The sequence below is a fragment of the Acinetobacter sp. YH12132 genome, from assembly GCF_013418645.1.
In the GTDB taxonomy this organism is placed as follows: domain Bacteria; phylum Pseudomonadota; class Gammaproteobacteria; order Pseudomonadales; family Moraxellaceae; genus Acinetobacter; species Acinetobacter indicus.
In genome coordinates this window covers 301,673-325,330 of record NZ_VPBR01000002.1, presented here as the reverse complement: position 1 = coordinate 325,330, position 23,658 = coordinate 301,673, and the positions used below count along the sequence as shown (strand labels likewise).

At 46.5% G+C, this 23,658-nt stretch carries 19 protein-coding genes; 16 read left to right on the top strand and 3 right to left on the bottom strand.

From position 1 onward, the window contains the following. Positions 1-197 precede the first annotated feature (197 nt). The 12 genes from fis (at position 198) to FTU67_RS03620 (ending at position 16,216) form a co-directional block, all read left to right on the top strand. The gene (gene fis, locus FTU67_RS03675; RefSeq protein ID WP_001086304.1) at positions 198-467 is read left to right on the top strand and encodes a DNA-binding transcriptional regulator Fis; all 270 of its coding nucleotides are present in this window, start codon (positions 198-200) and stop codon (positions 465-467) included. Between the two features lie 91 nt (positions 468-558). Beyond that, a complete protein-coding gene (gene purH / locus FTU67_RS03670) occupies positions 559-2,133 on the top strand; it encodes a bifunctional phosphoribosylaminoimidazolecarboxamide formyltransferase/IMP cyclohydrolase (protein ID WP_005178775.1) in 1,575 nt (524 codons plus the stop codon). Between the two features lie 155 nt (positions 2,134-2,288). Then, positions 2,289-3,572, top strand: coding sequence for a phosphoribosylamine--glycine ligase (purD, locus tag FTU67_RS03665; protein WP_016659107.1), 1,284 nt, complete (start codon positions 2,289-2,291; stop codon positions 3,570-3,572). Between the two features lie 263 nt (positions 3,573-3,835). Then, positions 3,836-4,387 (top strand): GNAT family N-acetyltransferase, encoded by a 552-nt coding sequence (locus FTU67_RS03660; protein WP_180061417.1) that lies wholly within the window; start codon positions 3,836-3,838, stop codon positions 4,385-4,387. A gap of 507 nt (positions 4,388-4,894) precedes the next feature. Then, positions 4,895-5,764 carry a MetQ/NlpA family ABC transporter substrate-binding protein gene (locus FTU67_RS03655; RefSeq protein WP_075166892.1) on the top strand — a complete coding sequence of 290 codons (870 nt, stop codon included), beginning with the start codon at positions 4,895-4,897 and terminating at the stop codon, positions 5,762-5,764. Between the two features lie 75 nt (positions 5,765-5,839). Further along, the gene (locus FTU67_RS03650; RefSeq protein ID WP_075174374.1) at positions 5,840-6,865 is read left to right on the top strand and encodes a methionine ABC transporter ATP-binding protein; all 1,026 of its coding nucleotides are present in this window, start codon (positions 5,840-5,842) and stop codon (positions 6,863-6,865) included. Further along, positions 6,862-7,557 (top strand): methionine ABC transporter permease, encoded by a 696-nt coding sequence (locus tag FTU67_RS03645; protein WP_005178793.1) that lies wholly within the window; start codon positions 6,862-6,864, stop codon positions 7,555-7,557. The genes FTU67_RS03650 and FTU67_RS03645 overlap by 4 nt, the downstream gene beginning before the upstream one ends. A gap of 273 nt (positions 7,558-7,830) precedes the next feature. Continuing rightward, positions 7,831-11,397, top strand: coding sequence for a DNA polymerase III subunit alpha (gene dnaE, locus FTU67_RS03640; RefSeq protein WP_180061416.1), 3,567 nt, complete (start codon positions 7,831-7,833; stop codon positions 11,395-11,397). A 29-nt stretch (positions 11,398-11,426) separates the two neighbouring features. Beyond that, positions 11,427-12,281: an RNA methyltransferase gene (locus FTU67_RS03635; protein WP_180061415.1), complete on the top strand. Its 855-nt coding sequence runs from the start codon at positions 11,427-11,429 to the stop codon at positions 12,279-12,281. Next, positions 12,274-13,083: a serine O-acetyltransferase gene (gene cysE, locus FTU67_RS03630; RefSeq protein ID WP_005178800.1), complete on the top strand. Its 810-nt coding sequence runs from the start codon at positions 12,274-12,276 to the stop codon at positions 13,081-13,083. The genes FTU67_RS03635 and cysE overlap by 8 nt, the downstream gene beginning before the upstream one ends. Positions 13,084-13,190: 107 nt before the next feature. Continuing rightward, entirely contained in the window at positions 13,191-14,099 is a 909-nt protein-coding gene (locus tag FTU67_RS03625) for an ABUW_2363 family tetratricopeptide repeat lipoprotein (RefSeq protein WP_005178801.1), read from the top strand. Between the two features lie 113 nt (positions 14,100-14,212). Beyond that, positions 14,213-16,216 carry a triacylglycerol lipase gene (locus tag FTU67_RS03620; protein ID WP_206896936.1) on the top strand — a complete coding sequence of 668 codons (2,004 nt, stop codon included), beginning with the start codon at positions 14,213-14,215 and terminating at the stop codon, positions 16,214-16,216. Positions 16,217-16,291: 75 nt separating this feature from the next. Here FTU67_RS03620 and FTU67_RS03615 read toward each other — a convergent pair whose 3' ends face one another. Then, positions 16,292-17,365, bottom strand: a complete 1,074-nt coding sequence (locus FTU67_RS03615; protein ID WP_180061414.1) for a maleylacetate reductase — start codon at positions 17,363-17,365, stop codon at positions 16,292-16,294. Next, positions 17,365-17,517, bottom strand: a complete 153-nt coding sequence (locus tag FTU67_RS03610) for a hypothetical protein (protein ID WP_155756624.1) — start codon at positions 17,515-17,517, stop codon at positions 17,365-17,367. Before FTU67_RS03610 ends, FTU67_RS03615 begins: the two co-directional genes overlap by 1 nt. Before the next feature lie 207 nt (positions 17,518-17,724). Here FTU67_RS03610 and mutS point away from each other — a divergent pair, with 207 nt between their 5' ends. From mutS to FTU67_RS03590, 4 genes are all read left to right on the top strand, one after another. After that, positions 17,725-20,358 (top strand): DNA mismatch repair protein MutS, encoded by a 2,634-nt coding sequence (mutS, locus tag FTU67_RS03605; RefSeq protein WP_160243024.1) that lies wholly within the window; start codon positions 17,725-17,727, stop codon positions 20,356-20,358. A 205-nt stretch (positions 20,359-20,563) separates the two neighbouring features. After that, the gene (fdxA, locus tag FTU67_RS03600; RefSeq protein ID WP_005178805.1) at positions 20,564-20,887 is read left to right on the top strand and encodes a ferredoxin FdxA; all 324 of its coding nucleotides are present in this window, start codon (positions 20,564-20,566) and stop codon (positions 20,885-20,887) included. Positions 20,888-21,017: 130 nt separating this feature from the next. Continuing rightward, complete coding sequence (locus FTU67_RS03595) at positions 21,018-21,740, top strand: D-Ala-D-Ala carboxypeptidase family metallohydrolase (RefSeq protein WP_005178806.1); 723 nt, start codon at positions 21,018-21,020, stop codon at positions 21,738-21,740. Between the two features lie 132 nt (positions 21,741-21,872). After that, complete coding sequence (locus tag FTU67_RS03590; RefSeq protein ID WP_005178807.1) at positions 21,873-22,538, top strand: O-methyltransferase; 666 nt, start codon at positions 21,873-21,875, stop codon at positions 22,536-22,538. A gap of 142 nt (positions 22,539-22,680) precedes the next feature. Here FTU67_RS03590 and FTU67_RS03585 read toward each other — a convergent pair whose 3' ends face one another. Continuing rightward, positions 22,681-23,523: a universal stress protein gene (locus FTU67_RS03585; protein WP_005178808.1), complete on the bottom strand. Its 843-nt coding sequence runs from the start codon at positions 23,521-23,523 to the stop codon at positions 22,681-22,683. Positions 23,524-23,658 lie beyond the last annotated feature (135 nt).

Below are 23,658 nucleotides of genomic sequence, written 5' to 3'. Positions count from 1 at the left end.
CGTTTCGATTTTTGGTCTGTAACAATTATTAATCTATTGTTACGCTTATTTTTCGACCAGCGCTGTGAGTTGTGGCAAGCTAAATGTTCCAGTTTTAGAACTCTCGTTTTAGGATCTAAAACGGGGTTCATTTATTTATAGACCACATTTATATATCACTTTACCCAAGTGATATCTGATTTTTCGGATTAATTCGCATGAATAGCAAATCTCCTATTTTTACTGCACAATCTGATGTCGCTCTTCGTATCCACGTTGATCGCGCAGTTCGCCATTACTTTGCTCAATTGCAAGGCGAGCAACCTTCTCAGGTGTATGACATGGTGCTAGCAGAAATGGAGAAACCTCTTTTATCTGTAGTTCTAGAATATACACGTGGTAACCAGACACGTGCTGCCGAGATTCTAGGCTTAAACCGTGGTACTTTACGTAAAAAGTTAAAAGCTCACGGTTTAATGAGTGAATAAATGATAAAATGCTCGCGGCTTTCGTGGGCATTTTTTTTAACCGCATTTTGCTAATGTTTTAATCTGTTTTTTGATAACTGTGACGAAAATCATGACTATTAAACGCGCTTTAATCTCTGTTTCTGACAAAACTGGAATTGTTGAATTTGCACAAAATCTAGTGGCTCTTGGGGTAGAAATTTTATCTACAGGCGGTACATATAAGTTGCTTAAAGACAACAATATCGCTGTAGTTGAAGTTTCAGAGCACACCGGTTTTCCAGAAATGATGGATGGTCGTGTAAAAACTTTACATCCTAAAATTCATGGCGGCATTCTGGCTCGTCGCGGTCTAGACGAAGCTGTAATGGCAGAACACAACATCGATGCAATCGATTTGGTGGTAGTGAACCTTTATCCATTTGCAGCAACGGTTGCAAAACCTGACTGCACCCTGCCAGATGCGATTGAAAACATCGACATCGGTGGTCCAACCATGGTTCGTGCTGCGGCGAAAAACCATGCGTCTGTCGGTATCGTCGTCAACGCATCTGACTATGCGACTGTTATTGCCGAGCTTAAAGCTGAAGGCAGCCTGTCATACGCAACCCGTTTTGACCTGGCAGTGAAAGCATTTGAACATACTGCACAATACGACGGCATGATCGCATCTTACTTAGGCGCTCGCGTAGGTAAAGAACAAGGCGAAGCAGACAAATTTGCGCGTACGTTCAATACACAATTGAACAAAGCACAAGATTTACGTTACGGTGAAAACCCGCATCAATCGGCTGCATTCTATGTAGACCCAGCGGCAACTGAAGCATCTGTTTCAACAGCTAAACAGCTGCAAGGTAAAGAACTTTCTTATAACAACATCGCCGACACTGATGCTGCGCTTGAATGCGTGAAATCATTCGCGAAACCTGCTTGTGTGATCGTAAAACACGCCAACCCATGTGGTGTTGCGGTATCTTTAGACGGCATTCAAGCGGCTTACGACTTGGCTTATGCAACCGATCCTGAATCTGCATTCGGTGGCATCATTGCATTCAACCGTGAATTAGACGTTGCAACTGCACAAGCCATTGTTGACCGTCAATTCGTTGAAGTGATTATTGCACCAAGCGTTGCTGAAGGTGTTTTGGACGTGACTGGCGCGAAGAAAAACGTACGTGTACTGGTCTGTGGCGAATTACCAGCAATTGACGAACGTGCGCCACAAATGGACTACAAACGTGTCAACGGTGGTTTGCTGGTGCAAGACCAAGACTTGGGCATGATCACCAAAGATGATCTTAAAGTGGTGACCAAACGTGCTCCAACCGAGCAAGAAATTGACGACATGATCTTTGCCTGGAAAGTGGCGAAATACGTGAAGTCTAACGCGATTGTGTATGCGAAAAACCGTCAAACCATCGGTGTGGGCGCAGGCCAAATGAGCCGTGTAAACTCTGCGCGTATTGCAGCAATTAAAGCTGAACATGCAGGCCTCGTGGTTGAAGGTGCAGTGATGGCATCTGACGCATTCTTCCCGTTCCGTGATGGTATTGATAACGCTGCGAAAGCAGGGATCAAATGCATTATCCAGCCGGGTGGTTCTATGCGTGATGAAGAAACCATTGCAGCAGCTGACGAAGCTGGTATTGCCATGGTGTTCACTGGCATGCGTCACTTCCGTCACTAATTAACTAAATTAATTAGAAGTCGTATTTAATCATCCCCCTAAATCCCCCTTTGTAAAAAGGGGGACTTTTCGCGTAAGAGAACAGTGTTTTTCGCGATTCCCCTCCCTTTCTTAAAGGGAGGTTGGGAGGGATTCAATTTTGAGGGATTTTTTAAATGAACATTTTAGTTTTGGGTAATGGCGGTCGTGAACATGCATTGGCATGGAAAATCGCACAAGATGAAAAAGTTGCTAAAGTTTTTGTTGCACCAGGCAACGCAGGTACAGCAACCGAAGCTAAATGTGAAAACATCAATTTAAGCATTTTAGACAATGCGGCGATTATCGACTTTGCAAAAAACAATGCGGTAGATTTAATCGTGGTTGGTCCTGAAGCACCGCTGGTCAATGGTGTGGTGGATGCTTGCCGTGAAGCAGGTTTAAAAATCTGGGGTCCAACCCAGTTTGCAGCGCAGCTTGAAGGCTCTAAAGCATTTGCCAAGCATTTCTTAAAACGCCACAACATTCCAACTGCATTCTATGACGTATTCACTGAAGTTGATGCAGCCAAAGCCTTTGTTGAAAAAAATGGTGCGCCGATTGTGATCAAGGCGGATGGTCTTGCTGCAGGTAAAGGCGTAATCGTGGCGATGACCAACGAAGAAGCATTTGCAGCCATTGATGACATGCTGGCAGGCAACAAATTTGGTGATGCCGGTTCTCGCGTAGTCATCGAAGAATTCCTTGCAGGTGAAGAAGCATCATTCATTTGTATGATTGATGGCGACAACATCTTGCCAATGGCCACTTCTCAAGACCATAAACGTATTTTTGAAGGCGACCAAGGTCCAAACACAGGCGGTATGGGTGCCTACTCTCCTGCGCCTGTGGTGACTGCAGACGTATTTGAGCGCGTGATGAAAGAAGTAATGCGCCCAACCGTTGACGGTATGAAAGCAGATGGTCACGTATACACCGGTTTCTTGTACGCTGGCTTGATGATTGATGAACAAGGTCAACCAAAGGTAATCGAGTTTAACTGTCGTTTCGGTGATCCTGAAACTCAACCAATCATGATGCGTTTAAAATCATCTTTGGTTGATCTGGTTGAGGCTGGTATTGCAGGTAACTTGCCAGCAGAAGCTGAATGGGATGAGCGTAAGACTGTCGGTATTGTTTTAGCATCTAAAGGCTACCCAGAAACGTCTAGCAATGGCGATGTGATTTCTGGTCTAAACACCGAAATGACCGATGCCAAAGTGTTCCATGCCGGTACTAAAGCCAATGAAAATGGTGAGATTGTCACTGCTGGTGGTCGTGTACTTTGCGTAACTGCACTAGGCAACACCATTGGTGAAGCACAAGCAAAAGCTTTAGAACTTTGCCAAAAAGTAACCTTCGACGGCGTTCAATATCGTAAAGATATTGGTTACCGTGCGATTGCGCGTGAAAATGCTTAATTCTCTCTTAGATTGATTAAGTAAAAAAACCCCGCTGAATGCGGGGTTTTTTATGCTTCTAAATTTTCCCTCTCCTCTCAGGAGAGGGTTAGGGAGAGGTGCTTTAATTTTTCATTATGAAGCCAACCCTCCGCCTCACCTTCTCCCTGAGCCATATATAGCGCAAGAGAAGGGATTTCATGTCTTATCTCATTACGGAAATTATCATTCTTTTCTTGATAAATGCATTTATGATGTATCAAGAGCTTATTAATCATTTTAACATGAAAATCCACCTCCAAACCCCTCGCCTGATCCTCCGCCAATGGCAAGACAGTGATGCATCCCCATTTATCCAAATGTGTGCCGATCCTGAAGTCATGCGCTATTTCCTCAATCCCTTGACCGAGCAGCAAAGTCTGGCTTTTATGCAACGTATCCAAAATTTTATTGCCACACACGGCTGGGGCCTGTTTGCTGTCGAACTAAAAAGCAGCAGTGAATTTATCGGGTTTATTGGCTTACATCAGCATCTGGAACACTATGACTTTGCCCCATGTATTGAAATTGGCTGGCGACTGGCCAAGCAATACTGGCACAACGGTTATGCCACCGAAGGCTCAAAAGCCGTACTGGATTATGCTTTTCGTGAGCTACAGCTGGACAACGTAGTTTCCTTTACTACCGTGCTCAACACGCCCTCGGAAAAAGTCATGCAAAAAATTGGCTTAAGCAAAGTCAAAACCTTTGCGCATCCGCTAGTGCCGGCAGATCATCCTTTACTCATGCATGTGCTCTATCAGATTGATCGCCAAAGCTATCTGCAAACTCATTAAAAAATCTCAAGGCTGGATGAGAATTGTCATAGGATTGAAGGAAATAATCGTTATAAAGATCTATCATCCTACCCCATCTGTGCTATATCTATTTTTACGATTTAGATTGGATAATTTTTTATATAAACATCTATAAGATTTTTTCATAGATTTAGCCCTTTCAATTCAAAATAGTAAATTGATTTATTTATTCTTTTCTTATTTTATGAACTTTACTTATGAAAGAATACGGCTAAAGGTCTAGTTTCTATACACTATTTTGTATATCAATTTATTGTTATGATGTAGACCATTTTTTCGCTATCTTCTAAAAATAAAGTTTTCAATTACATGGCTTTAAGCGCTTTTAAAGTCAATTGAAAAATACAGCAGATAGCTAAAAGCCTAAACGAATTCGCGCACTGGATGGACTTGAATCTCGCCTCTTTCGGCTCAAGTGAAATCCCGGCGCTTAAAATTATCAATAAAGTAACAGCTTGGCTGCTTCACTTTATTTGGGATGGACACATGAAAAAGTTCCTTGGCCTGGTTCTAGGTCTTTCTGTTGGTTTAGCTGGCTGTGCAAAACAGGAAACGCCGGCAACTGACGCCGCACAAACTGATGCTGCAACTGTACAAACCGTCACCATGGCATCTACCGGTTCCGATGCTGACATCTGGCGCTATATTGCGACTTTGCCTGAAACTGAAGCGGCGGGTATCAAGCTGGAAGTGAAAAACTTCACCGATTACGTTTCAATGAACACCGCTGTGGCAAACAACGAAATTGATGTGAACGCATTCCAGTCTTATGCTTATCTGGTGGCTTACAATGCCAACAATGAGCAGAAGATTGCGCCGGTTTCGACCACCTATCTTGAGCCAATGGGTATTTACTCAAGCAAAGTGAAAAAAGTGGAAGAGTTCCAGAACGGCGCGACCATTGCTATTCCGAATGATGCAGCCAATGAAGCGCGTGCCCTGCTGTTATTGCAATCTGCAGGTCTGATCAAGCTGAAAGCAGGCTTCTCTCCTGCAACGGGCACTCCAAATGACATTACTGAAAATGCCAAAGCAATTGTCATCAAGCCAATTCAAATGGCGACTGCAGTTCGTGTTAAAGATGAAGTGGATGCCATTGTGCTAGGCAATACCCTAGCGATGGAAGGCGGTTTAAACGTACTGAAAGATTCAATCTTCTACGAACCAATTGACCAGAGCACCAAGCTGAACGTTAACGTATTGGCAGTTGCAGAAGCACGTAAAGATGACCCGATCCTGAAAAAAGTCGGTGAGCTTTATCACACTGAAGCGGTGAAACAGTATGTAGATCAAAACTTCGGTGGCACAAAAGTTGCGGTAAATAAACCTGTCAGCTATTTAACTGAAACCAATTAAGCATATAATGCTGAGTTACCAAACAGGCAAAGTGTACTTTGCCTGTTTTTCATTTTTGTACAGTTTCTTGACGCTATGATCGAATTTAAGAATATTTCCAAACATTATCAGCTTAAAGGCCAGACCATTCGCGCGCTGGATCAGGTCAATTTGCAAATTCCAGATGGCAGTATCTTTGGAATTATTGGTTATAGTGGTGCAGGAAAAAGTACCCTCATTCGTCTGATTAATTTGCTGGAGCGCCCGAATGAAGGTCAGGTAATCATCAATAACACTGACTTTACCGCTTTAAGTGCCAAGGCGCTGCGTCAGGAACGTGCCAATATCGGCATGATTTTCCAGCACTTTAACCTGCTGCAAACCAAAACCGTAGCGGCCAATATTGAAATGCCGATGAAACTGCTCGGCTGGTCAGCGGCAGAGCGTGAAAAACGCCTGAATGAACTGCTCGAATTTATTGATCTGAAACATAAAAAAGATGCCTATCCAGATGAGCTGTCTGGCGGTCAAAAACAGCGGGTCGGGATTGCCCGTGCCCTGGCCAATCATCCTAAAATCTTACTTTGTGATGAAGCCACCAGTGCGCTGGATCCGCAAACCACGCAATCGGTGCTGGAACTGCTAAAAAAAATTAATCGTGAACAAGGCATTACCATTGTCATGGTCACCCATGAAATGGATGTAATTGAATCAGTCTGTGATTATGTGGCCGTTATGGAACATGGCCAGGTGATTGAAACCGGTTCTACCCTGGACATTTTTAGCCAGCCGCAGCATCCAACCACCAAGAATTTTATTCAAACCGTGCTGCAACAGCAGTTACCGGTGAATATTTTAAACAATCTGGAAAACCAGAATCAGCACAGTATTTACTGCCTGAAATTTTTAGGGAAATCGGCGCAGGAAACCGTGATTCAGGCAGTAATTAAACAGTTTGATTTAAGCCTGAATATTTTATTTGCCAACATGACTGAAATTAATGGCGCGGTGATTGGGCAGATGTTTATTCAGTTGCTAGGGGACCCGGCCATTATTCAGCAAGCACTTCAGTTCCTCGAACAAAATGGGGTTCAGGTTGAACAAGCAGGAGTACAAGGATGAGAGATTTAATTGTCCAGTGGCTCACCAGCCTGACCGCGCCGTTCTGGAAAAGCGCCCTGTCGATGGACCAGTTTGTCACAGCCTTACAAGAAACTTTCCACATGGTGTTTTTTGCCATGCTGTTTGGCTGTATCTGGGGCTTTATTCAGGGGATTACCCTGGTCGCCACCCGTCCGGGCGGTATTTTACCGAACCGCGCGATTTATCATGGCCTGAACCCGATTGTAAATGCGCTACGTTCCCTGCCATTTATTATCCTGTTAATTGCCGTTATTCCTTTAACCAAGTTTCTGGTCGGTACCTCAATTGGCACCTGGGCTGCGATTGTCCCGCTGACCATTTATGTCGGTCCATATATTGGCCGTCTGGTGGAAACCTCATTGCTGGAAGTGAATGAAGGGATTATTGAGTCAGCACAAGCCATGGGTGCGACACCGCTGCAGATTATTTTCAAGTTTATTTTGCCGGAAGCACGTAGCTCGCTGATTCTAAACCTGACCACCGCCACCATCAGCCTGATTGGTGCAACTGCAATGGCCGGTGCCGTCGGTGCCGGCGGGATTGGTGATCTGGCGATTTCTTACGGTTACCAGCGTTTTGATACCAGCGTGGTGATTCTGACCGTCATTGTGCTGCTGATTCTGGTGCAAATTGTGCAGATGCTGGGTGAATGGCTGGCTAAACTCAGATAAGGGTTCACCTCTCTATTCTCTATCCAAAGCGAGATAGATTACTCGTCCTCAAATCAATCACCCTCTACGGAGGGTTTTATTTTGGCTGTTAATCACCCTCATAGCAGCCCGGAAACGCCGGTTTTCAGCCCATTCAGATTACTGTTCAAGTGATGAGAAACCAATCCGCTACGTTGGTTTACATATCTAAAACTTCGCCATTTCCTCTTAATTTCAAACTGAAAGCCAAAATCCCGTGCTAAAATGTGCAGTGGTTTTTGCAGGGACTGATTTATGCACTTTGTTCATCTTGGTATTCATACTGAATTTTCGATTACAGAATCTATCGTACGTATACCTGATTTAGTCAAAGCCGCAGCCAGCGAAGAAATGCCTGCCCTGGCCATCACCGACCTGTCTAACCTGCATGCCGCCGTCAAATTCTATGGCAAATGTCTGGGCAAAGGCATCAAGCCAATCATGGGCTCAGAAATCCGCCTGAATGATGCCGAACATCGCATGACCTTACTGGCCATGAACAATCATGGCTGGCGTAATCTGACCGAAATCGTGTCGCGCGGTTTTATTGAAGGCCAGCAGCTGGATATTCCCTGCGTACAGAAAGACTGGGTCTTGGAGCAGCATGACGATTTAATCGCCCTGCTCGGCATTCACTCCGATGTCGGTAAAATGCTCTGTACCTCGAACCCGCAAAAAGCCGAACCTTTACTTGAAGAATGGATTGCCAAGTTTGGAAACCGGGTTTATCTGGCCCTGACCCGCACCAATCGCCCGAATGAAGAAGACTTCATTTATGAAGCGGTACAGCTAGCGAAAAAATATAATATTGGCGTGGTGGCACATAATGATGTGCACTTCATCAGCCGTGAAGATTTTGAAGCGCATGAAGCGCGCGTCTGTATTGCCGATGGTTATGTTTTGGGCGATAGCCGCCGACCAAAAAACTACAGCCCGGAGCAGTATTTTAAAACCGCTGCAGAAATGACCGAGCTGTTTGCCGACATTCCGTCTGCCATTGAAAACACCTATCACATTGCCAAGCGCTGTAATGTGACGCTGCAACTGGGCAAATACTTCCTGCCGGATTACCCGATTCCGGAAGGTCATACCATTGAAACCTTCTTTGCGCATTTATCCAAGGAAGGTCTAGAAGAACGTCTGAACCATCTTTATCCGGTAGCGCAGCGCGATGAAGACTGGCCTGAAATCCGTAAACCCTATGATGAGCGGATTGAATACGAAATTAATATTATTAACTCGATGGGATTCCCGGGTTACTTCCTGATCGTAATGGACTTCATTCAATGGTCGAAGAACAACGGCGTGCCGGTCGGCCCGGGTCGTGGTTCGGGTGCCGGCTCGCTGGTGGCGTACAGTTTAAAAATTACCGATCTGGATCCGCTGCGCTATGAACTGCTGTTCGAACGTTTCCTGAACCCGGAACGTGTCTCGATGCCCGACTTTGACGTCGACTTCTGTATTGCCGGCCGTGACCGCGTGATTGACTACGTGGCCCGTACCTATGGCCGTGATGCGGTATCACAGATTGCCACCTTCGGTACCATGGCGGCTAAAGGTGCGATTCGTGACGTGGCCCGAGTTTTGGGTAAATCTTATGGTCTGGCCGACCGTATTTCCAAAATGATTCCGACCAAACCTTTGGGTCTGAGTCTGGAAGAGTCGCTGGCGGCTGAACCGCAGTTAAAAGATATTGTCACCAATCCGGGCAACCCCGACTATGACGATGCTTCTGAAATCTGGGAAATGGCGTTAAAGCTGGAAGGCATTACCCGAAATACTGGTAAACACGCCGGTGGTGTGGTCATTGCACCGACCAAAATTACCGACTTCTCTGCGGTGCTGTGTGATGCCGATGGCACCGGCCGGGTGGCCCAGTACGATAAAGATGACGTTGAAGCCGCTGGTCTGGTCAAGTTCGACTTCCTGGGGCTGCGTAACCTGACCGTAATTGAAGATGCGGTGCAGAATATCAATAAACGGGTTAAACCCGAGGTCCCGCTGGATATTGCCCATATTCCGCTGGATGACAAAGATGCCTATTTGGTCTTTGCCAATGCTAATACTACTGCGGTATTCCAGTTTGAATCCGTGGGCATGAAAAAGATGCTGAAAGAAGCACGCCCAAGCAAGTTTGAAGAAATTATTGCCTTCGTATCTTTGTATCGTCCGGGTCCAATGGACCTGATTCCGGACTTTATTCACCGTATGCATGGCGGTGAATTTGAATACCTGCATCCGCTGCTCGAAGGTGTACTGGAACCGACTTACGGCATTATGGTGTATCAGGAACAGGTGATGCAGGCCGCACAGTACTGTGCCGGCTATACGCTTGGTGGTGCGGACTTGCTGCGCCGTGCCATGGGTAAGAAAAAACCCGAAGAAATGGTCAAGCAGCGTAAAATCTTTATTGAAGGTGCGGCCCAAAAAGATATTGATGAAGCCACCGCCAACCATATTTTCGACTATATGGAAAAATTCGCCGGCTATGGTTTTAACAAATCACACGCCGCTGCCTATGCGTTAGTGGCCTACCAGACCGCCTGGCTCAAAGCCCATTACCCGGCCGAGTTCCTGGCTGCCGTCATGTCCTCGGAAATGCAGAACACCGATAACGTGGTGTTCCTGATTGATGACTGCCGTCACAATGGTCTGGAAGTATTACCACCGTCGGTGAATATGTCGCTGTATCATTTCCATGCCACCGATGACAAAACCATTGTGTATGGTTTAGGCGCAATTAAAGGCGTGGGTGAACAGGCCATGCAATCGGTGATTGATTCGCGTATCCAGCAAGGACCATATAAAGACCTGTTTGATTTCTGTCACCGGATTGACCTGAAAAAAATTAATAAACGGACCTTAGAGGCCCTGATTCGTGCCGGTGCGCTAGACTGCTTAGGCATTGAACGTTCCAGCCTGATGGCGCAGTTACCAGAAGCGGTGCAAGCCGCAGAACAGGCCCGTTCTAACCGTGAAACCGGGATTATGGACCTGTTTGGTGAAGTCGAAGAAGTACAGCGCAAACCGGCAAAACCGGTCAAACCGTGGTCCGATGAAGTCCGCTTAAAAGGTGAAAAAGATACCTTAGGTCTGTACCTGACCGGCCACCCGATTGATGTGTACCGGGCTGAGCTGAAATCCTTTATTCCGGCTCGCATTAATGAACTGAGTCCAACCCGCCGTGGGGTCACCACAGTCTTTGCCGGACTGGTGCTGGATGTGGCCAACTTCCCGAACCGGGTGGTGGTGACCTTAGATGATGGTACCGCACGAATTGAAGTATCGGCCAATCACGAGCGTTTCCAGCGCTTTAAAGACATCATCCAGGTTGAAAAAGTGGTGGTGATTGAAGGCGAAATTTATGAGCGCGAAGGTTTTGACCGTCCAATGGGGCGTCTGACCAAAGCCTTTAGCCTGAATGAAATCCGTCAGAAACGGGCTAACAGTATCAAGATTACGCTATCTGCCGAACATGACAGTAAAACGCTGAGTCGTGATGTACAGCAGATTTTGATGCCGTATACCAATATTGATATGAGCACGCATATTCCTGTGATTCTGTATGTAGATTATGGTTATGCCACTGCTGAACTGCATTTAGGCGTGCAATGGAAAGTCGCGCCAATGGATGAACTGCTGATCAAGCTACGTGATTATTTTGGTAAAGATGCTCTGCATATCGAATATCAGGTGAAATCTAAAGCCGCCCAAGCGGTTGCGCATGAGCCCAAGCCTGCCCACGTTCCGGCACCTCCAGCGGACATGAGCATGGATGATGCGCTCGATTTATATCAGGCCGAAATGGGTCAATATTCTTAATTTAAAATTTTCTTTATTCTGGACCTTGTATGAGTCAAGTCGACAATGCTGCCTTGTCAGCACATCTCTCCCATGTGCGTATTGTCATGGTCAATACCACTCTGCCCGCCAATATCGGCAGCGCCTTACGCGCCATGAAAACCATGGGCCTGTCCAAACTGGTGCTGGTCGCACCGAAGACCTATCCGCATCCGGATATTGACGCACTGGCGGCCGGTGCCACCGATCTGATTGAACAGATTGAAATTGTCGACACCCTGGAACAGGCCATTCAGGACTGTCATCTGGTGTTTGGTACCAGTGCGCGCAGCCGCACCATTCCCTGGCCGCTGCTGGATGTCCGCCCGGCTGCGGAAAAAGCCATGCAGGCCGTCACGGTATCGCATCAGGAAATTGCGGTGATTTTTGGCCGTGAAGATCGTGGTCTGACCAATGAAGAACTGGCCCTAGCCAATTACCATGTCACCATTCCGGTGAATAGCGATTACGGCGTGTTAAACGTGGCCCAGGCCATTCAGATTATCTGTTATGAAATGCGGATGGCAGCCATGGCCCGGGTAGAACAGCAGCCAGACCCTAAAGCCACCATGCAAGTTCTTGATGGTATCGAAATGGAATGGGATGAACCTTTAGTGACCCATGCCCAGATGGAACAGTTCTATCCGCATATTGAAAAAATGCTGGCCGAGATTGAATTTATGGATCCGAAAAATCCAAGATTATTACCTTTGCGCTTGCGTCGGCTTTTTGGACGTATACAATTAGATCGTATGGAATATCACTTATTACGTGGCATTTTTAGTCGCGTACAGGCATTGAATAACGGTTCATGGAAAAAATCATCAACAACATCGACACAGGACGAGGATCAAGATAATGCTTAAACAGCTCAAAGAAGATATACAAGCTGTCTTTGCGCGCGATCCTGCTGCACGCAATACCTTGGAAGTCTTAACTACCTATCCCGGCATTCATGCCCTGATCATGCATCGGGTTGCACATGAACTCTGGAACAAAGACTGCAAGGGTTCGGCGCGCCTGCTGTCTTCATTTAGCCGCTTTGCCACCGGTATTGAAATTCATCCGGGCGCGAAAATTGGTCGCCGTTTCTTTATTGACCACGGTATGGGTGTGGTGATTGGTGAAACAGCCGAAATTGGCGATGATGTGACCCTGTATCATGGCGTGACCCTTGGGGGGACCACCTGGAACAAAGGCAAACGTCACCCGACTTTAGAAGATGGCGTGATTGTCGGTGCTGGCGCGAAAATTCTCGGGCCATTTACCGTGGGTAAAAATGCCAAAGTCGGTTCCAATGCAGTGGTAACCAAAGCGGTACCGGCCAATACCACTGCGGTCGGCAATCCGGCACGTTTTATTACCAAAGATCAGCCAAAAGATGAAGCCGAAGCACGCCGCCGTGACTATGCCGAAAGCATCGGTTTCCAGCCGTATGCGGCTACCCAGGATCAGTCTGATCCGATTCTAGACGGTATGCGGGTCTTGCTCGACCGTATTCAGCACAATGAAAAACGCATGAATACCTTATGTCAGCGTCTGTCTTTACTCGACCCAAGCTTTAAAAAGCAGCAGCAAAACGAACAGCCGTTTAGTGCTGAAGAATTAAAAATTATTGAAGATGTGCGCCGTGAATGTGAAGCACAAAGCAGCCAGTCCAAAGCTTAACAACACGGTAACAGCAAACTTCTTGCCTTCTCTTGCATGTTCGTCACAGATTTTTTAGACTGACGAACATGCTCAGCCATTTTAAAATAAATTAACGGATGAATATTATGACGCTTAAGCCTTTGGCATTTGCTCTGATTGCGACCACTTTAGTTTCAGCCTGTTCCACTGCACCAAAACAACAAAACCCAGCCAATGCACCAATTGTGTTTACCGAGCCTGATCTGACCCCTCCATTTTATGCTTTAAATCCGTTTAATTATGATGCACCTCCTCCATTTGAACTGAACCTGCAACAGGCTGCGGCCCAGCCAGTGACTAAAATGGAAGTAACTGCCCCGGATAATCCATCGAAAAAAATTACTTTAGACACCAACCGTCTGATTATTCCGACCATCAACAACAACCAGCGCAGCTTGAAGTTTGCGGTGCTGGCCGGTGAAAATGAAATTGACATCACCGAAATTGATGACTTTTTACAGATGGTCGAAGGTAAAGCACGTCACTATCCACCACGTTTTACTGACCGTCAGGAACGCCGCGGTTTTGAAGCTAAACTCAAAGAAGTCACCCAACAACTGGACAGCCTGGCGGTACAGGAAAATGCCTCTTTTGATGTGCTGATTCGTGCCTTTAAAGCCAGCGTAATGGCACGTAACCTGGACTTAGGTTCAATTTATACCACCCGTTCTCTGGCTTATGCGCAGCGCATCTTGAAAATTAACAAGGAAGATGCCGAAGCCAATTTCTGGTTTGGTTTTGCCCTGTCTGAAGGTGGTGGTCATCGTGAAGCAATTTCTTATTTAGATAAAGCCATGAAAGCCGGCGTACAGGAAGCCTATCTGGCTGCTGCCAACAACTATATTGCTTTAGAGCAAAAGAAAAATGCGGTACAGACCTTGAAAAACTACAAGATCAAGTATCCGCAAGAAGCAGCTGTGGCAGACCGTTTAATTACTGAAATTGAAAAACAGGGCCGCTGGAATGTCTGGCAAATCATGACACCGAAGGCTTAAGCCCGGTGCAAGAAAAAATAGGTCATGTTAGATGGCCTATTTTTTTGTCAATTGAAAAAACCAAGAAATTCAGTATGATTAAAAAAAACTTATAAAATACGATGCGAATTCACATGACCACTATGACGTATAAGATGATGCTGGCCACCGCGCTCAGCAGTTCCATTCTCGTTGGCTGCCAAACGGTCAGTGTTAAACAGCAAGCATTAAATGTCAGCATTGCCAACGAACGGGAAAGTATTTTATCTCGTGACCGCTTGAGCGAGGCCAGCCTCAATGTCTTGTCCATGACTGGCCGTGAAGCGCAAATCTGTACCGAAAACCCGAAACAGTGTATTGATGAACTGAAGCAGATTCCGGAAATTCTGGATGAACAGCTGCTGTCCACTGCCAGCGAAGTTTATCTGGCCAAAGCCATGCAACTGGCCGATTCTTCCAATTGTAAAATCGGAATTTTAAGCAAACACCAGTCCGAAGAAAAACAGCAATTACAGCAGCAGAACTATCAAAAATGCCTCGACCAGCAGCTGTTTATGCTGGATAAAAGTATCCGTTATAGCTATGCCTATATGTTCAAGACCGAACGGGCGCCACAAGACCGGATTTTTGACAACCGTCAGGTACAAATCCGCGACTTTTATAATCAGGCCATTGCCAAACTGGTGTCCAGCTATACCCTGCGCTATCAACCAGATGTAGTGGCCAGCCAGATTCAGGTCGGTGAAAGCACCTATCATATTGATTTCAATTATTTTCCAACCTTAAAACAGCAAAAAATCGAGCAGTTAAGAGCCACCTATGACCTGAACTTTTCAGGCTTGCGTTCCATTACCCGTCGTGATGGTTTTGGCTCGGAATTTCTGGTCATTCTGCCGGAGCAGCGCGCAGATCAGCCAGAGAAAACCCGTTATATTATTGATCCTTTAAGCCATCGTTATCCAAACAATCAGAATCCGAATATCCATCAGGCGCGTTATCTGGCAGCGACCCTGGTGGCAGAACCGCAGCAGTTTGGCAATGTAGAGGATATCCTGAACAAGGATTTTCGTCTGCGCGCCTATGATCCCTACAAATATGAACAGGCCCGCATTGCCAATAAAAACTATCCGCTGGCGGCTAATTTTTCTGCGCCTTATGGACTGTGGCTGGCGGAAAATAATCTGCTGAAATCGGCTTATCTGTCACTGATTGACCGTGATGACAAGCTGACCATGCCGCATTTATATTTTCTGGAACCATATAATCCGAATAAAAAAGTGCTGGTTTTGGTGCATGGTCTGGCCAGTAGTCCGGAAGCCTGGATTCGCTTAACCAACGATATTATGGGTGATCCAGTGTTACGCGAGCATTATCAGGTCTGGCAGGTGTTTTATTCGACCAATATGCCAATTATTGAAAGCCGTTTCCAGATTCATGCCCTGCTGACCCAAGCCTTCCAGCAGGTCAACCCTAAAGCCGCAGCAAAAAAAGATGCGGTGCTGGTCGGCCACAGTATGGGCGGGATTATTGCCCGACTCCTGGTCAGTGATGCCGATGTATCCAAAGAAGCCCTGTCGATGATGAGTGACCGGCAACTGGCCAAATATCGCCGTATTCCCGTGATTCAGCAGCGCCTGATTATGCAGGATATTCCTAATTTTAACCGGGCGATTTTCTTGGCCGCTCCGCACCGCGGTACCGAATATGCCGACCGCTGGTTTACCAAAGTGGCGCGTAAAATTATCCGTTTACCGGGGGCATTTTTAAATGCGGCCACCGATTCGCTGTTAAATGAAGATCCGAGCCTGAAAGATCTGGTCAATGAACTGGATAAGGGTCTAATTCAAAATGGCCCGAGCGATTTAAGCCATCAATCCAAATTTATTGCCTTAACTCAGGATATTCAACCACGTAAAGGACTGAAATATCATAGCATTATGGGCAATACCAGTCAGAGTAACGACCCTGCCCTCATCACCGATGATATTGTGGCCTATGAAAGTGCACATCTGAAACAGGCCCAGTCTGAAAAAATTATTACCGGCGGCCACTCGATTCAGGAAACCCCGGAGGCGGTATTAGAACTGCGCCGGATTTTACGCTTACATTTGCAGGAGCTGGGTTTATATAAACCTTAACCTGCCAATAAAAAACCGAAGCCTTCAACCGCTTCGGTTTTTTATCTCTGGAAGATGGCTACATATTGCCACATATTAAAGTGTGGCAGGAGGCAAACCGGCATAAGCCTGCAGCAACAGCTGCTTTAATTCGTCATCGTCATATTCACGCGGATTATAATACGGCGAATCACAAATCATCCGGGCAATGTCCGCCGGGGCATGTTCCGGTAACCCTAAGTCTTTTAAGGCCAAAGGAATTTGCAGGCGCTGGTTTAATTGATAGATAAAACGGCCCAGCTCCTCCCGACTGTCAACACCCAGTGCAGCGGCCAGTTGATCCATCGCCTGTACATCGGCATGGCGGTTATAATGCACCGAATAGGCCAGTATAATCGCGTGGGTTTGTGCATGAGGCAGGTTAAAGGTACCCCCCAGGCTATGACAGATTTTATGGTGAATCGCCATACCCACCGAACCCAGACAAATCCCAGCCAGCCACGCGCCATAGCTGACCTGTTCACGCAGCTGGATATCTTTCGGATGCTGTACCAGTTCCGGTAAAGCGGTGGCTAGACAGCGAATCGCCTCCAGCGCCATCAGGCTAATCACCGGGTTTTTATTTTCTGCATACAAAGCCTCCACCGCATGCGCCATGGCATTCATGCCCGAACAGGCAGAAATCTCTGCCGGCAGATTCAGGTTAAGCGCTGGATCATAAATCACGATTTTCGGTAACACCTGTGCAGCTTTGCCGGTGGTTTTCAGCTGATTTTCCGTAATACCATATACTGGGGTCATTTCACTGCCCGCATAGGTGGTCGGAATTGCTACAATCGGCAGATGGGTGTTCAGAGCAATGGCTTTGGCTAAACCAATAGCCGAACCGCCACCCAAAGCCAGACAGCAATCCACCTGCAATTCTTGGGCGGCCTGAATCGCCTGTCGTGCGACTTCTACCGGCACGTGCATTACCGCATGTGCATAAGCCGTAACGGTCAAATCACCGAGTTGCCGGGCCAGCTGCTCAGCGGCCTTCTGCTGGCCGGGCGTGGCAATCAGCAGAATCTTGTGATAACCGGCCTGCTTGAGAATATCCTGCGTGCGCTTGGCTTCCCCCGCACCAAAATACACCTGTACCGGCAAAGCCTGATAATAGAATTTGGGCATCATGGGCTCATCTTCATGTTGTTCTTTACCCCAGTATAGAGTGCCTCTCCTGCTGCTTCGAGCGCATTGCTGCAACGCTGCTTTCCATATTTCCTGGTCTTCTCTGCTGCAATCTTCATCAGCTGTATTGCTCGCTTAATTTTCTCCGCCATAAGCTGCTCAGTTTCAGCACAGATTTTCCAGAATCGGTTTTTTCCGCCTAGCTAAATTTGTTAAGATGAAGCGCTTGTTGGGTCGTCAACAGCATCGACGTGCAGGATTTAAACACGATGTTTTATCTGCTCCAGCTGGCCCAAATGACATCCACGCGGTGAAAGCCATTCCAACACCCATGCGTTAATTGAAGGAACTGAATGTACATGAACATGCAAGAAATTGTGGCTGACTTATCTTCGCATACCCCGATGATGCAACAATATTTAAAAGTGAAGATACAACATCCACATTCTTTAATGTTTTATCGAATGGGTGATTTCTACGAATTATTTTTTGATGATGCGCACAAGGCGGCCAAACTGTTAGGCATTACCCTGACCCATCGCGGTAAGGCCAATGGCCAGCCAATTCCGATGGCCGGCGTGCCCTATCATTCTGCCGAAGGTTATCTGGCGCGACTAGTCAAAAAAGGCGAAACCGTGGTGATCTGCGAGCAAATTGGCGAGGTAACTGGCAAAGGCCCGGTGGAACGTGGCGTAGTACGGATTATTACCCCCGGCACACTCACCGACGATGCCCTGCTCAACAGCTATCAATCTTCCAATCTGGTCGCGCTCTGTTTACAGCAGAACCAGATCGGGATTGCACTGCTAGATTTAAGTGCCGGTATTTTCAAGGTCCAGCAGCAGGAGTATCAACCGGAACAGCTGGCGATTGAACTGTCGCGTCTCATGCCAAGCGAAATTGTGGTCGATGAAGATATTGTCGATCCGAATATCATCGAGTCTGTTAAAAAACAGCTGGATTGCCCGGTTACCAAACGTCCAAATGTCGATTTTAACCTGAATAATGCCCAGAAAACCCTGTGTGACCAGCTAGGCGTAGCTACCCTATCTGGCTTTGGGATTGATCATTTGCCTTTGGCCAAAGCCGCCGCCGCCGCCTTGATTCACTATGCCAAAGAAACCCAAAGAACGGCGTTGCCGCATATCCGCTCGATTCAGCTGGAACAAAGTAGCGATTTTATTGCGCTAGACCCGGTGACCCGGCGTAATCTGGAACTGATTGAACCTTTATTTGAACACGGCACCTCACTGTTTCAGCTGATTAATGACTGCCAGACCGCGATGGGTGGTCGTCTACTTAGCCGCACCTTAATGCAACCGCTACGTGATACCGCACTGCTGGATGCAAGGCTGGATGCGACCGAAGCGATTTTAACCGGTTATCACGATGCACCAATTCGTCTGGTACTGAAAGAAATTAGTGATATTGAACGTGTGCTGAGCCGGGTCGCTTTAGGCAGTGCGCGCCCACGTGATCTGGTGCAGCTGCGTCAGGCCTGTGCCCAGATTCCGTATTTACGTCATGCCGTGCAGCCGATTGTCAGTGCCGGCCAATCCAAATATTTACAACAGCTGAATGAAGAACTGGGCGATTTTCAGGGCCTTTACCAGCGTTTAATGGCGGCCATTGTGGAACAGCCACCGGTGTTGCTGCGTGATGGTAATGTTATTGCCGAAGGCTTTGACAGCGAGCTGGATGAGTTACGTCAAATCCGTGATCATGCCGGTCAGTTCCTGATTGATCTGGAAATTCAGGAGCGTGAACGTACTGGCATCAACACGCTTAAAATTGGCTATAACCGCGTTAGTGGCTACTATATTGAACTGTCCCGTGCGCAGGCCGAACAGGCACCGGAGCATTATATCCGTCGTCAGACCTTAAAAAATGCCGAGCGTTATATCACCCCAGAACTGAAAAGTTTTGAAGATAAGGTATTGTCGAGTGAATCACGCGCGCTGGCACGGGAAAAAATGCTGTTTGAAATGCTGCTGGATGAGCTGCGTCAGGACATTGGCAATTTGCAGATGATGAGCAGCGCCATTGCCCAGATTGATGTGCTGGCCAACTTTGCCCATCAGGCCCGCCTGAAAAACTGGACCCGTCCGGAATTTTCACCGGAAATTGGAGTCAAGATTGTCGCCGGCCGTCATCCAGTGGTGGAAGCCTTGAGCAAAACCGCATTTACCCCAAATGACACCACACTGGATTTTAACCATCGTATGGCAATTATTACCGGGCCGAATATGGGTGGTAAATCGACCTTTATGCGCCAGACCGCACTAATTGCCCTGCTTGGCTATTGTGGCAGTTATGTGCCGGCTCAAGCTGCGGTGCTAGGTCCGATTGACCGGATTTTCACCCGGATTGGTTCGGCCGATGACCTGTCTACCGGTAAATCAACCTTTATGGTGGAAATGACCGAAACCTCGCAGATTCTGCATCATGCCACCAATCAGTCACTGGTGCTGATGGATGAAGTCGGCCGTGGCACCAGTACCTATGATGGCCTGTCCCTGGCCTGGGCCTGTGTGCTGGATTTAACCAAACGGATCAAATGCTTATGCCTGTTCGCTACGCATTATTTCGAGCTGACCGAGCTGGGCAAAGAATCAGGTATTGATAATTATCATGTTACGGCCAAAGAACTCAATGGCAACCTGATTTTACTGCATAAAGTCCAGCAGGGTCCGGCCAGCCAGAGTCATGGTTTGCAGGTGGCCAAACTGGCCGGTATTCCTGCCAATGTGATTAAAGAAGCACAAAATCGCCTGAAGATTCTGGAAAAGCAGTCACATCAGTCGGTACAAAAATCGGTCCAGCATGATTTATTCAGTGAACCGGTGGTAGAAACTGAAGTGATTGAACGGATTGTCGAAGTTGAAAAACCATCACCGGCCCTCGAAGCCTTACGCCAACTGGATGTCGATAATCTCACCCCACGTCAGGCTCTAGAGCAATTGTATGCCCTGAAAGAGCAGCTAAACGCCTGATTCAAGACTTGAATTTCATATATGGAAAGGCTCTCATTTGAGAGTCTTTTTCATTTATAAGTTTTTTTGATGGTTTTATAGCACTTTTATCAAATTTAGTAGCACTGTCTATATCAAATATCAGTAAAAGCAATTGTTAGTTCACATCATTTTTGCCTAAAATACAGCTTAGTTATTAGAACCATATTTTTAGGTAGCTGTCGCCATGACATTTGTTGTCACTGAAAACTGTATTAAATGTAAATATCAAGACTGTGTAGAAGTATGTCCTGTAGATTGTTTCTATGAAGGTCCAAACTTCCTGGTGATTAACCCGGATGAATGTATTGACTGCGCACTGTGTGAACCTGAGTGTCCAGCCAATGCGATTTTCTCGGAAGATGAGCTACCAGAAGGTCAGGAAGTATTTATCGAGCTGAATGCTGAACTGGCAGAAAAATGGCCAAATATCACGCAAATTGGTGAACAGCCTGCTGACCGTGAAGAATGGAATGGCAAGCCGGACAAATTACAATACTTAGAAAAGTAATTTTAAAAAGATCAGCAAAAGCTGATCTTTTTTTATACCTAAAACACACATTTGATTGCAATATTTTCAATTTTTACCGAAGCTTTTAGATTAGAATGCTTAGGATTTTAGTAAACGTTTGATTTGCATAATGACGCAATTTCTCAAGGCGGTGCTCTCGCTCAGCATCGTGCCCCTGATCATGCTCGGATGTACAACCACACCGCAGAAAGGGAAAACGATTCATTCGCCTGATGGAAAACGGATTTATATCCCACAAGAAAAAATCAGCTATGAACGCAAGGTCGCACCAAAAGTGGTGCCCTATGCCTATAACAGCTGGATTGCCGTGACCGATAACCTGCGCCAGGTCCGCGAATATGAAAAATTCCTGAATGCTGAAGGCGTCGGCAATATTATTCCAAGTTTTGAATTACTGCGCACCGCACGTGACTGGCAAAAATGTGGCCGCTCGCAATACATGGTGCCAAACCGCGAATTATGGCGCAATCAGATTCCAACCTTAAAAGTCTTTAAATATCTGGTTGCCTCCAAAGTCCTGACCGATTTTGAAGTCACTTCAGTCTATCGCGATTTACCGCTGAACCAGTGCGCCGGTGGTGCCAGTTCCTCACGGCATTTATATAATTCCGCTATTGATTTCCGGATTGGGCCGGAATTTCCACAGCCGCAAGATTATGCCTTTATTGAAAATACCAAGTTCAGACTGTGCCAGTTCTGGACCCAGTATGGTCAAAGCCTGAATATGGGCTTGGGACTGTATGCTTCAGGGCAAATCCATATTGATACGCAGGGCTATCGTACCTGGGGACCGGATTTAAGCCGCTATTCGTCAATGTGCTATTACGAATAAATCCGGATCTGAATACGGAGGTGCTGCGGCACCTCTTTTTATGTCTATTAATTCTGCAACTCTCCCGATAAAAATTGCACTCTAGGGGGAAAAGTTTAAAATGCATGCATTGCAACAAAGGTGCCCCCGACTATGAAACAAATGTGGACCGACCTCGACCACTACATCGAAACACATTTAATTCCTGAAGATCCGATTCTGACCCAAACCTTAAAACATACCGATGATCGGGGTTATCCGGATCACCTTGCTGTTGCGCCCAACCAGGGCATGTTGTTACAGATGTTAATTCAGATGAACGGCTGTAAACGTATTCTGGAACTTGGTACCTTTGCTGCCTATAGCACCATGTGGCTGGCGCGTGCCTTGCCGGAAGATGGCTATATTCTGACTATTGAAGGTCGTGATGCACACGCCGCCGTGGCGCAGGAAAATATTGATCAGGCCAAGCTGAAACAGACTATTGATTTGCGTGTTGGCCGTGCCGCCGATATTTTAAAGAGCCTGCCGGCTGATACTGCCCCGTTTGACTTTATTTTTATTGATGCGGATAAACAGAGCTATCCGGAATATCTGGAACTGAGCCTGAATCTGTCACGCTCCGGCACCTTAATTTTTCTGGACAATGTAATTCGCGCCGGTGACATCATCAATCCGGACAATCACAAGCCCAGCATTGAAGGCATTCGCGAGATGTTTAAGCTGATGCAGGAGCATCCACGTTTATTGTCCTCAACTGCCTTACAAACGGTAGGCAGCAAAGGGCATGATGGCTTTGCCTTGGCCATCGTTAAATAAGGCCCAAACAGAACAAAAAACACACAAAATAATATTTATTTTATTTTTTATAAACTTACATATACTGTCCATATAGTTATCCACAATAAATGCGGATAACCTTGGACAGTAATTCATCAGATGCGTGTAAGATATTTGGGCTTTATTTCACCACCAGTAACGGCACATTGGAATTCCGGAAAATGGTGGTGGTAATACTGCCTAAGAAAAACTGATGGATTTTGCTGTGGCTAAAGGCCCCAAGCAAAATTAGCTGAATACCATGTTCACGCTGATAATCCAGAATATTCTCCGCCACATCTCCATAACGATATTCCACCACCACATCTAAACCAGCGGCTTTTAAATACTGGGTCGGTTCATTTAATATTTCCGGATGATCACCCACATACAGCAAATGACATTGCAGCAGACGCAGCAAATCACTTTGGGTGATGCGCTTCATGATTTTTAAGCAGGTTGGTGAATATTCATAAGCGAAAATAAAACGGGTTGGCGGCTTAAACTGCTCGCCCACGGTCATAACGGCACAATTGGCCCCGCGGATAAAGTTTTCGACGTTACTGCCCAGGGCTTTATTGCGTTCGGCGGAACGCTCCCCAACCCGGCCGATGACCGCAATATCATCTTCTTGCAAGACATTAAAACTTTGTTCAAGAAAATCGCCTTTTTCCTGAATCTGGGTCGGCACGATATTATATTTTTGCTGCACCATCTCGGAAATATGACGCAGCAGATTATTGCTATATTCCAGCGCAATGTCGCTCTGCTTCTGTTCCAGCTCGGCCAGTTCCTTCAATAACATGGCATTGCTTTCAAAACCAATGACCCCGCTAATTTCACCTAAGTGATAACTGGCCGGATAATAGTCCAGCACCTGTAACAGCACCAATTCCCGCTGGGTCTGCTTGGCTATCCACGCTGCGGCTTCCGCGAGTGCATTGATACAGGGTGAAGAATCAATACAGGCAATTACTCGTTTCATTGTCGCCTCTCTTGTTGCCTGTCTGCCAGGCTTTCGTTTTAATTGTTATCTAAAACTTAGCATAAGTCCTCAGCGGATGACATGACAAAATGTAAATAAAACACAGACATTTGAAGATAGAGAGCTATGTATGAG

What these genes read in the sequence shown, in the direction of transcription:
- fis (WP_001086304.1), top strand. Translation starts at nt 198, where the DNA reads ATGAATAGCAAATCTCCTATTTTTACTGCACAATCTGATGTCGCTCTT.
- purH (WP_005178775.1), top strand. Translation starts at nt 559, where the DNA reads ATGACTATTAAACGCGCTTTAATCTCTGTTTCTGACAAAACTGGAATT.
- purD (WP_016659107.1), top strand. Translation starts at nt 2,289, where the DNA reads ATGAACATTTTAGTTTTGGGTAATGGCGGTCGTGAACATGCATTGGCA.
- FTU67_RS03660 (WP_180061417.1), top strand. Translation starts at nt 3,836, where the DNA reads ATGAAAATCCACCTCCAAACCCCTCGCCTGATCCTCCGCCAATGGCAA.
- FTU67_RS03655 (WP_075166892.1), top strand. Translation starts at nt 4,895, where the DNA reads ATGAAAAAGTTCCTTGGCCTGGTTCTAGGTCTTTCTGTTGGTTTAGCT.
- FTU67_RS03650 (WP_075174374.1), top strand. Translation starts at nt 5,840, where the DNA reads ATGATCGAATTTAAGAATATTTCCAAACATTATCAGCTTAAAGGCCAG.
- FTU67_RS03645 (WP_005178793.1), top strand. Translation starts at nt 6,862, where the DNA reads ATGAGAGATTTAATTGTCCAGTGGCTCACCAGCCTGACCGCGCCGTTC.
- dnaE (WP_180061416.1), top strand. Translation starts at nt 7,831, where the DNA reads ATGCACTTTGTTCATCTTGGTATTCATACTGAATTTTCGATTACAGAA.
- FTU67_RS03635 (WP_180061415.1), top strand. Translation starts at nt 11,427, where the DNA reads ATGAGTCAAGTCGACAATGCTGCCTTGTCAGCACATCTCTCCCATGTG.
- cysE (WP_005178800.1), top strand. Translation starts at nt 12,274, where the DNA reads ATGCTTAAACAGCTCAAAGAAGATATACAAGCTGTCTTTGCGCGCGAT.
- FTU67_RS03625 (WP_005178801.1), top strand. Translation starts at nt 13,191, where the DNA reads ATGACGCTTAAGCCTTTGGCATTTGCTCTGATTGCGACCACTTTAGTT.
- FTU67_RS03620 (WP_206896936.1), top strand. Translation starts at nt 14,213, where the DNA reads ATGACCACTATGACGTATAAGATGATGCTGGCCACCGCGCTCAGCAGT.
- FTU67_RS03615 (WP_180061414.1), bottom strand. Translation starts at nt 17,365, where the DNA reads ATGCCCAAATTCTATTATCAGGCTTTGCCGGTACAGGTGTATTTTGGT.
- FTU67_RS03610 (WP_155756624.1), bottom strand. Translation starts at nt 17,517, where the DNA reads ATGGCGGAGAAAATTAAGCGAGCAATACAGCTGATGAAGATTGCAGCA.
- mutS (WP_160243024.1), top strand. Translation starts at nt 17,725, where the DNA reads ATGAACATGCAAGAAATTGTGGCTGACTTATCTTCGCATACCCCGATG.
- fdxA (WP_005178805.1), top strand. Translation starts at nt 20,564, where the DNA reads ATGACATTTGTTGTCACTGAAAACTGTATTAAATGTAAATATCAAGAC.
- FTU67_RS03595 (WP_005178806.1), top strand. Translation starts at nt 21,018, where the DNA reads ATGACGCAATTTCTCAAGGCGGTGCTCTCGCTCAGCATCGTGCCCCTG.
- FTU67_RS03590 (WP_005178807.1), top strand. Translation starts at nt 21,873, where the DNA reads ATGAAACAAATGTGGACCGACCTCGACCACTACATCGAAACACATTTA.
- FTU67_RS03585 (WP_005178808.1), bottom strand. Translation starts at nt 23,523, where the DNA reads ATGAAACGAGTAATTGCCTGTATTGATTCTTCACCCTGTATCAATGCA.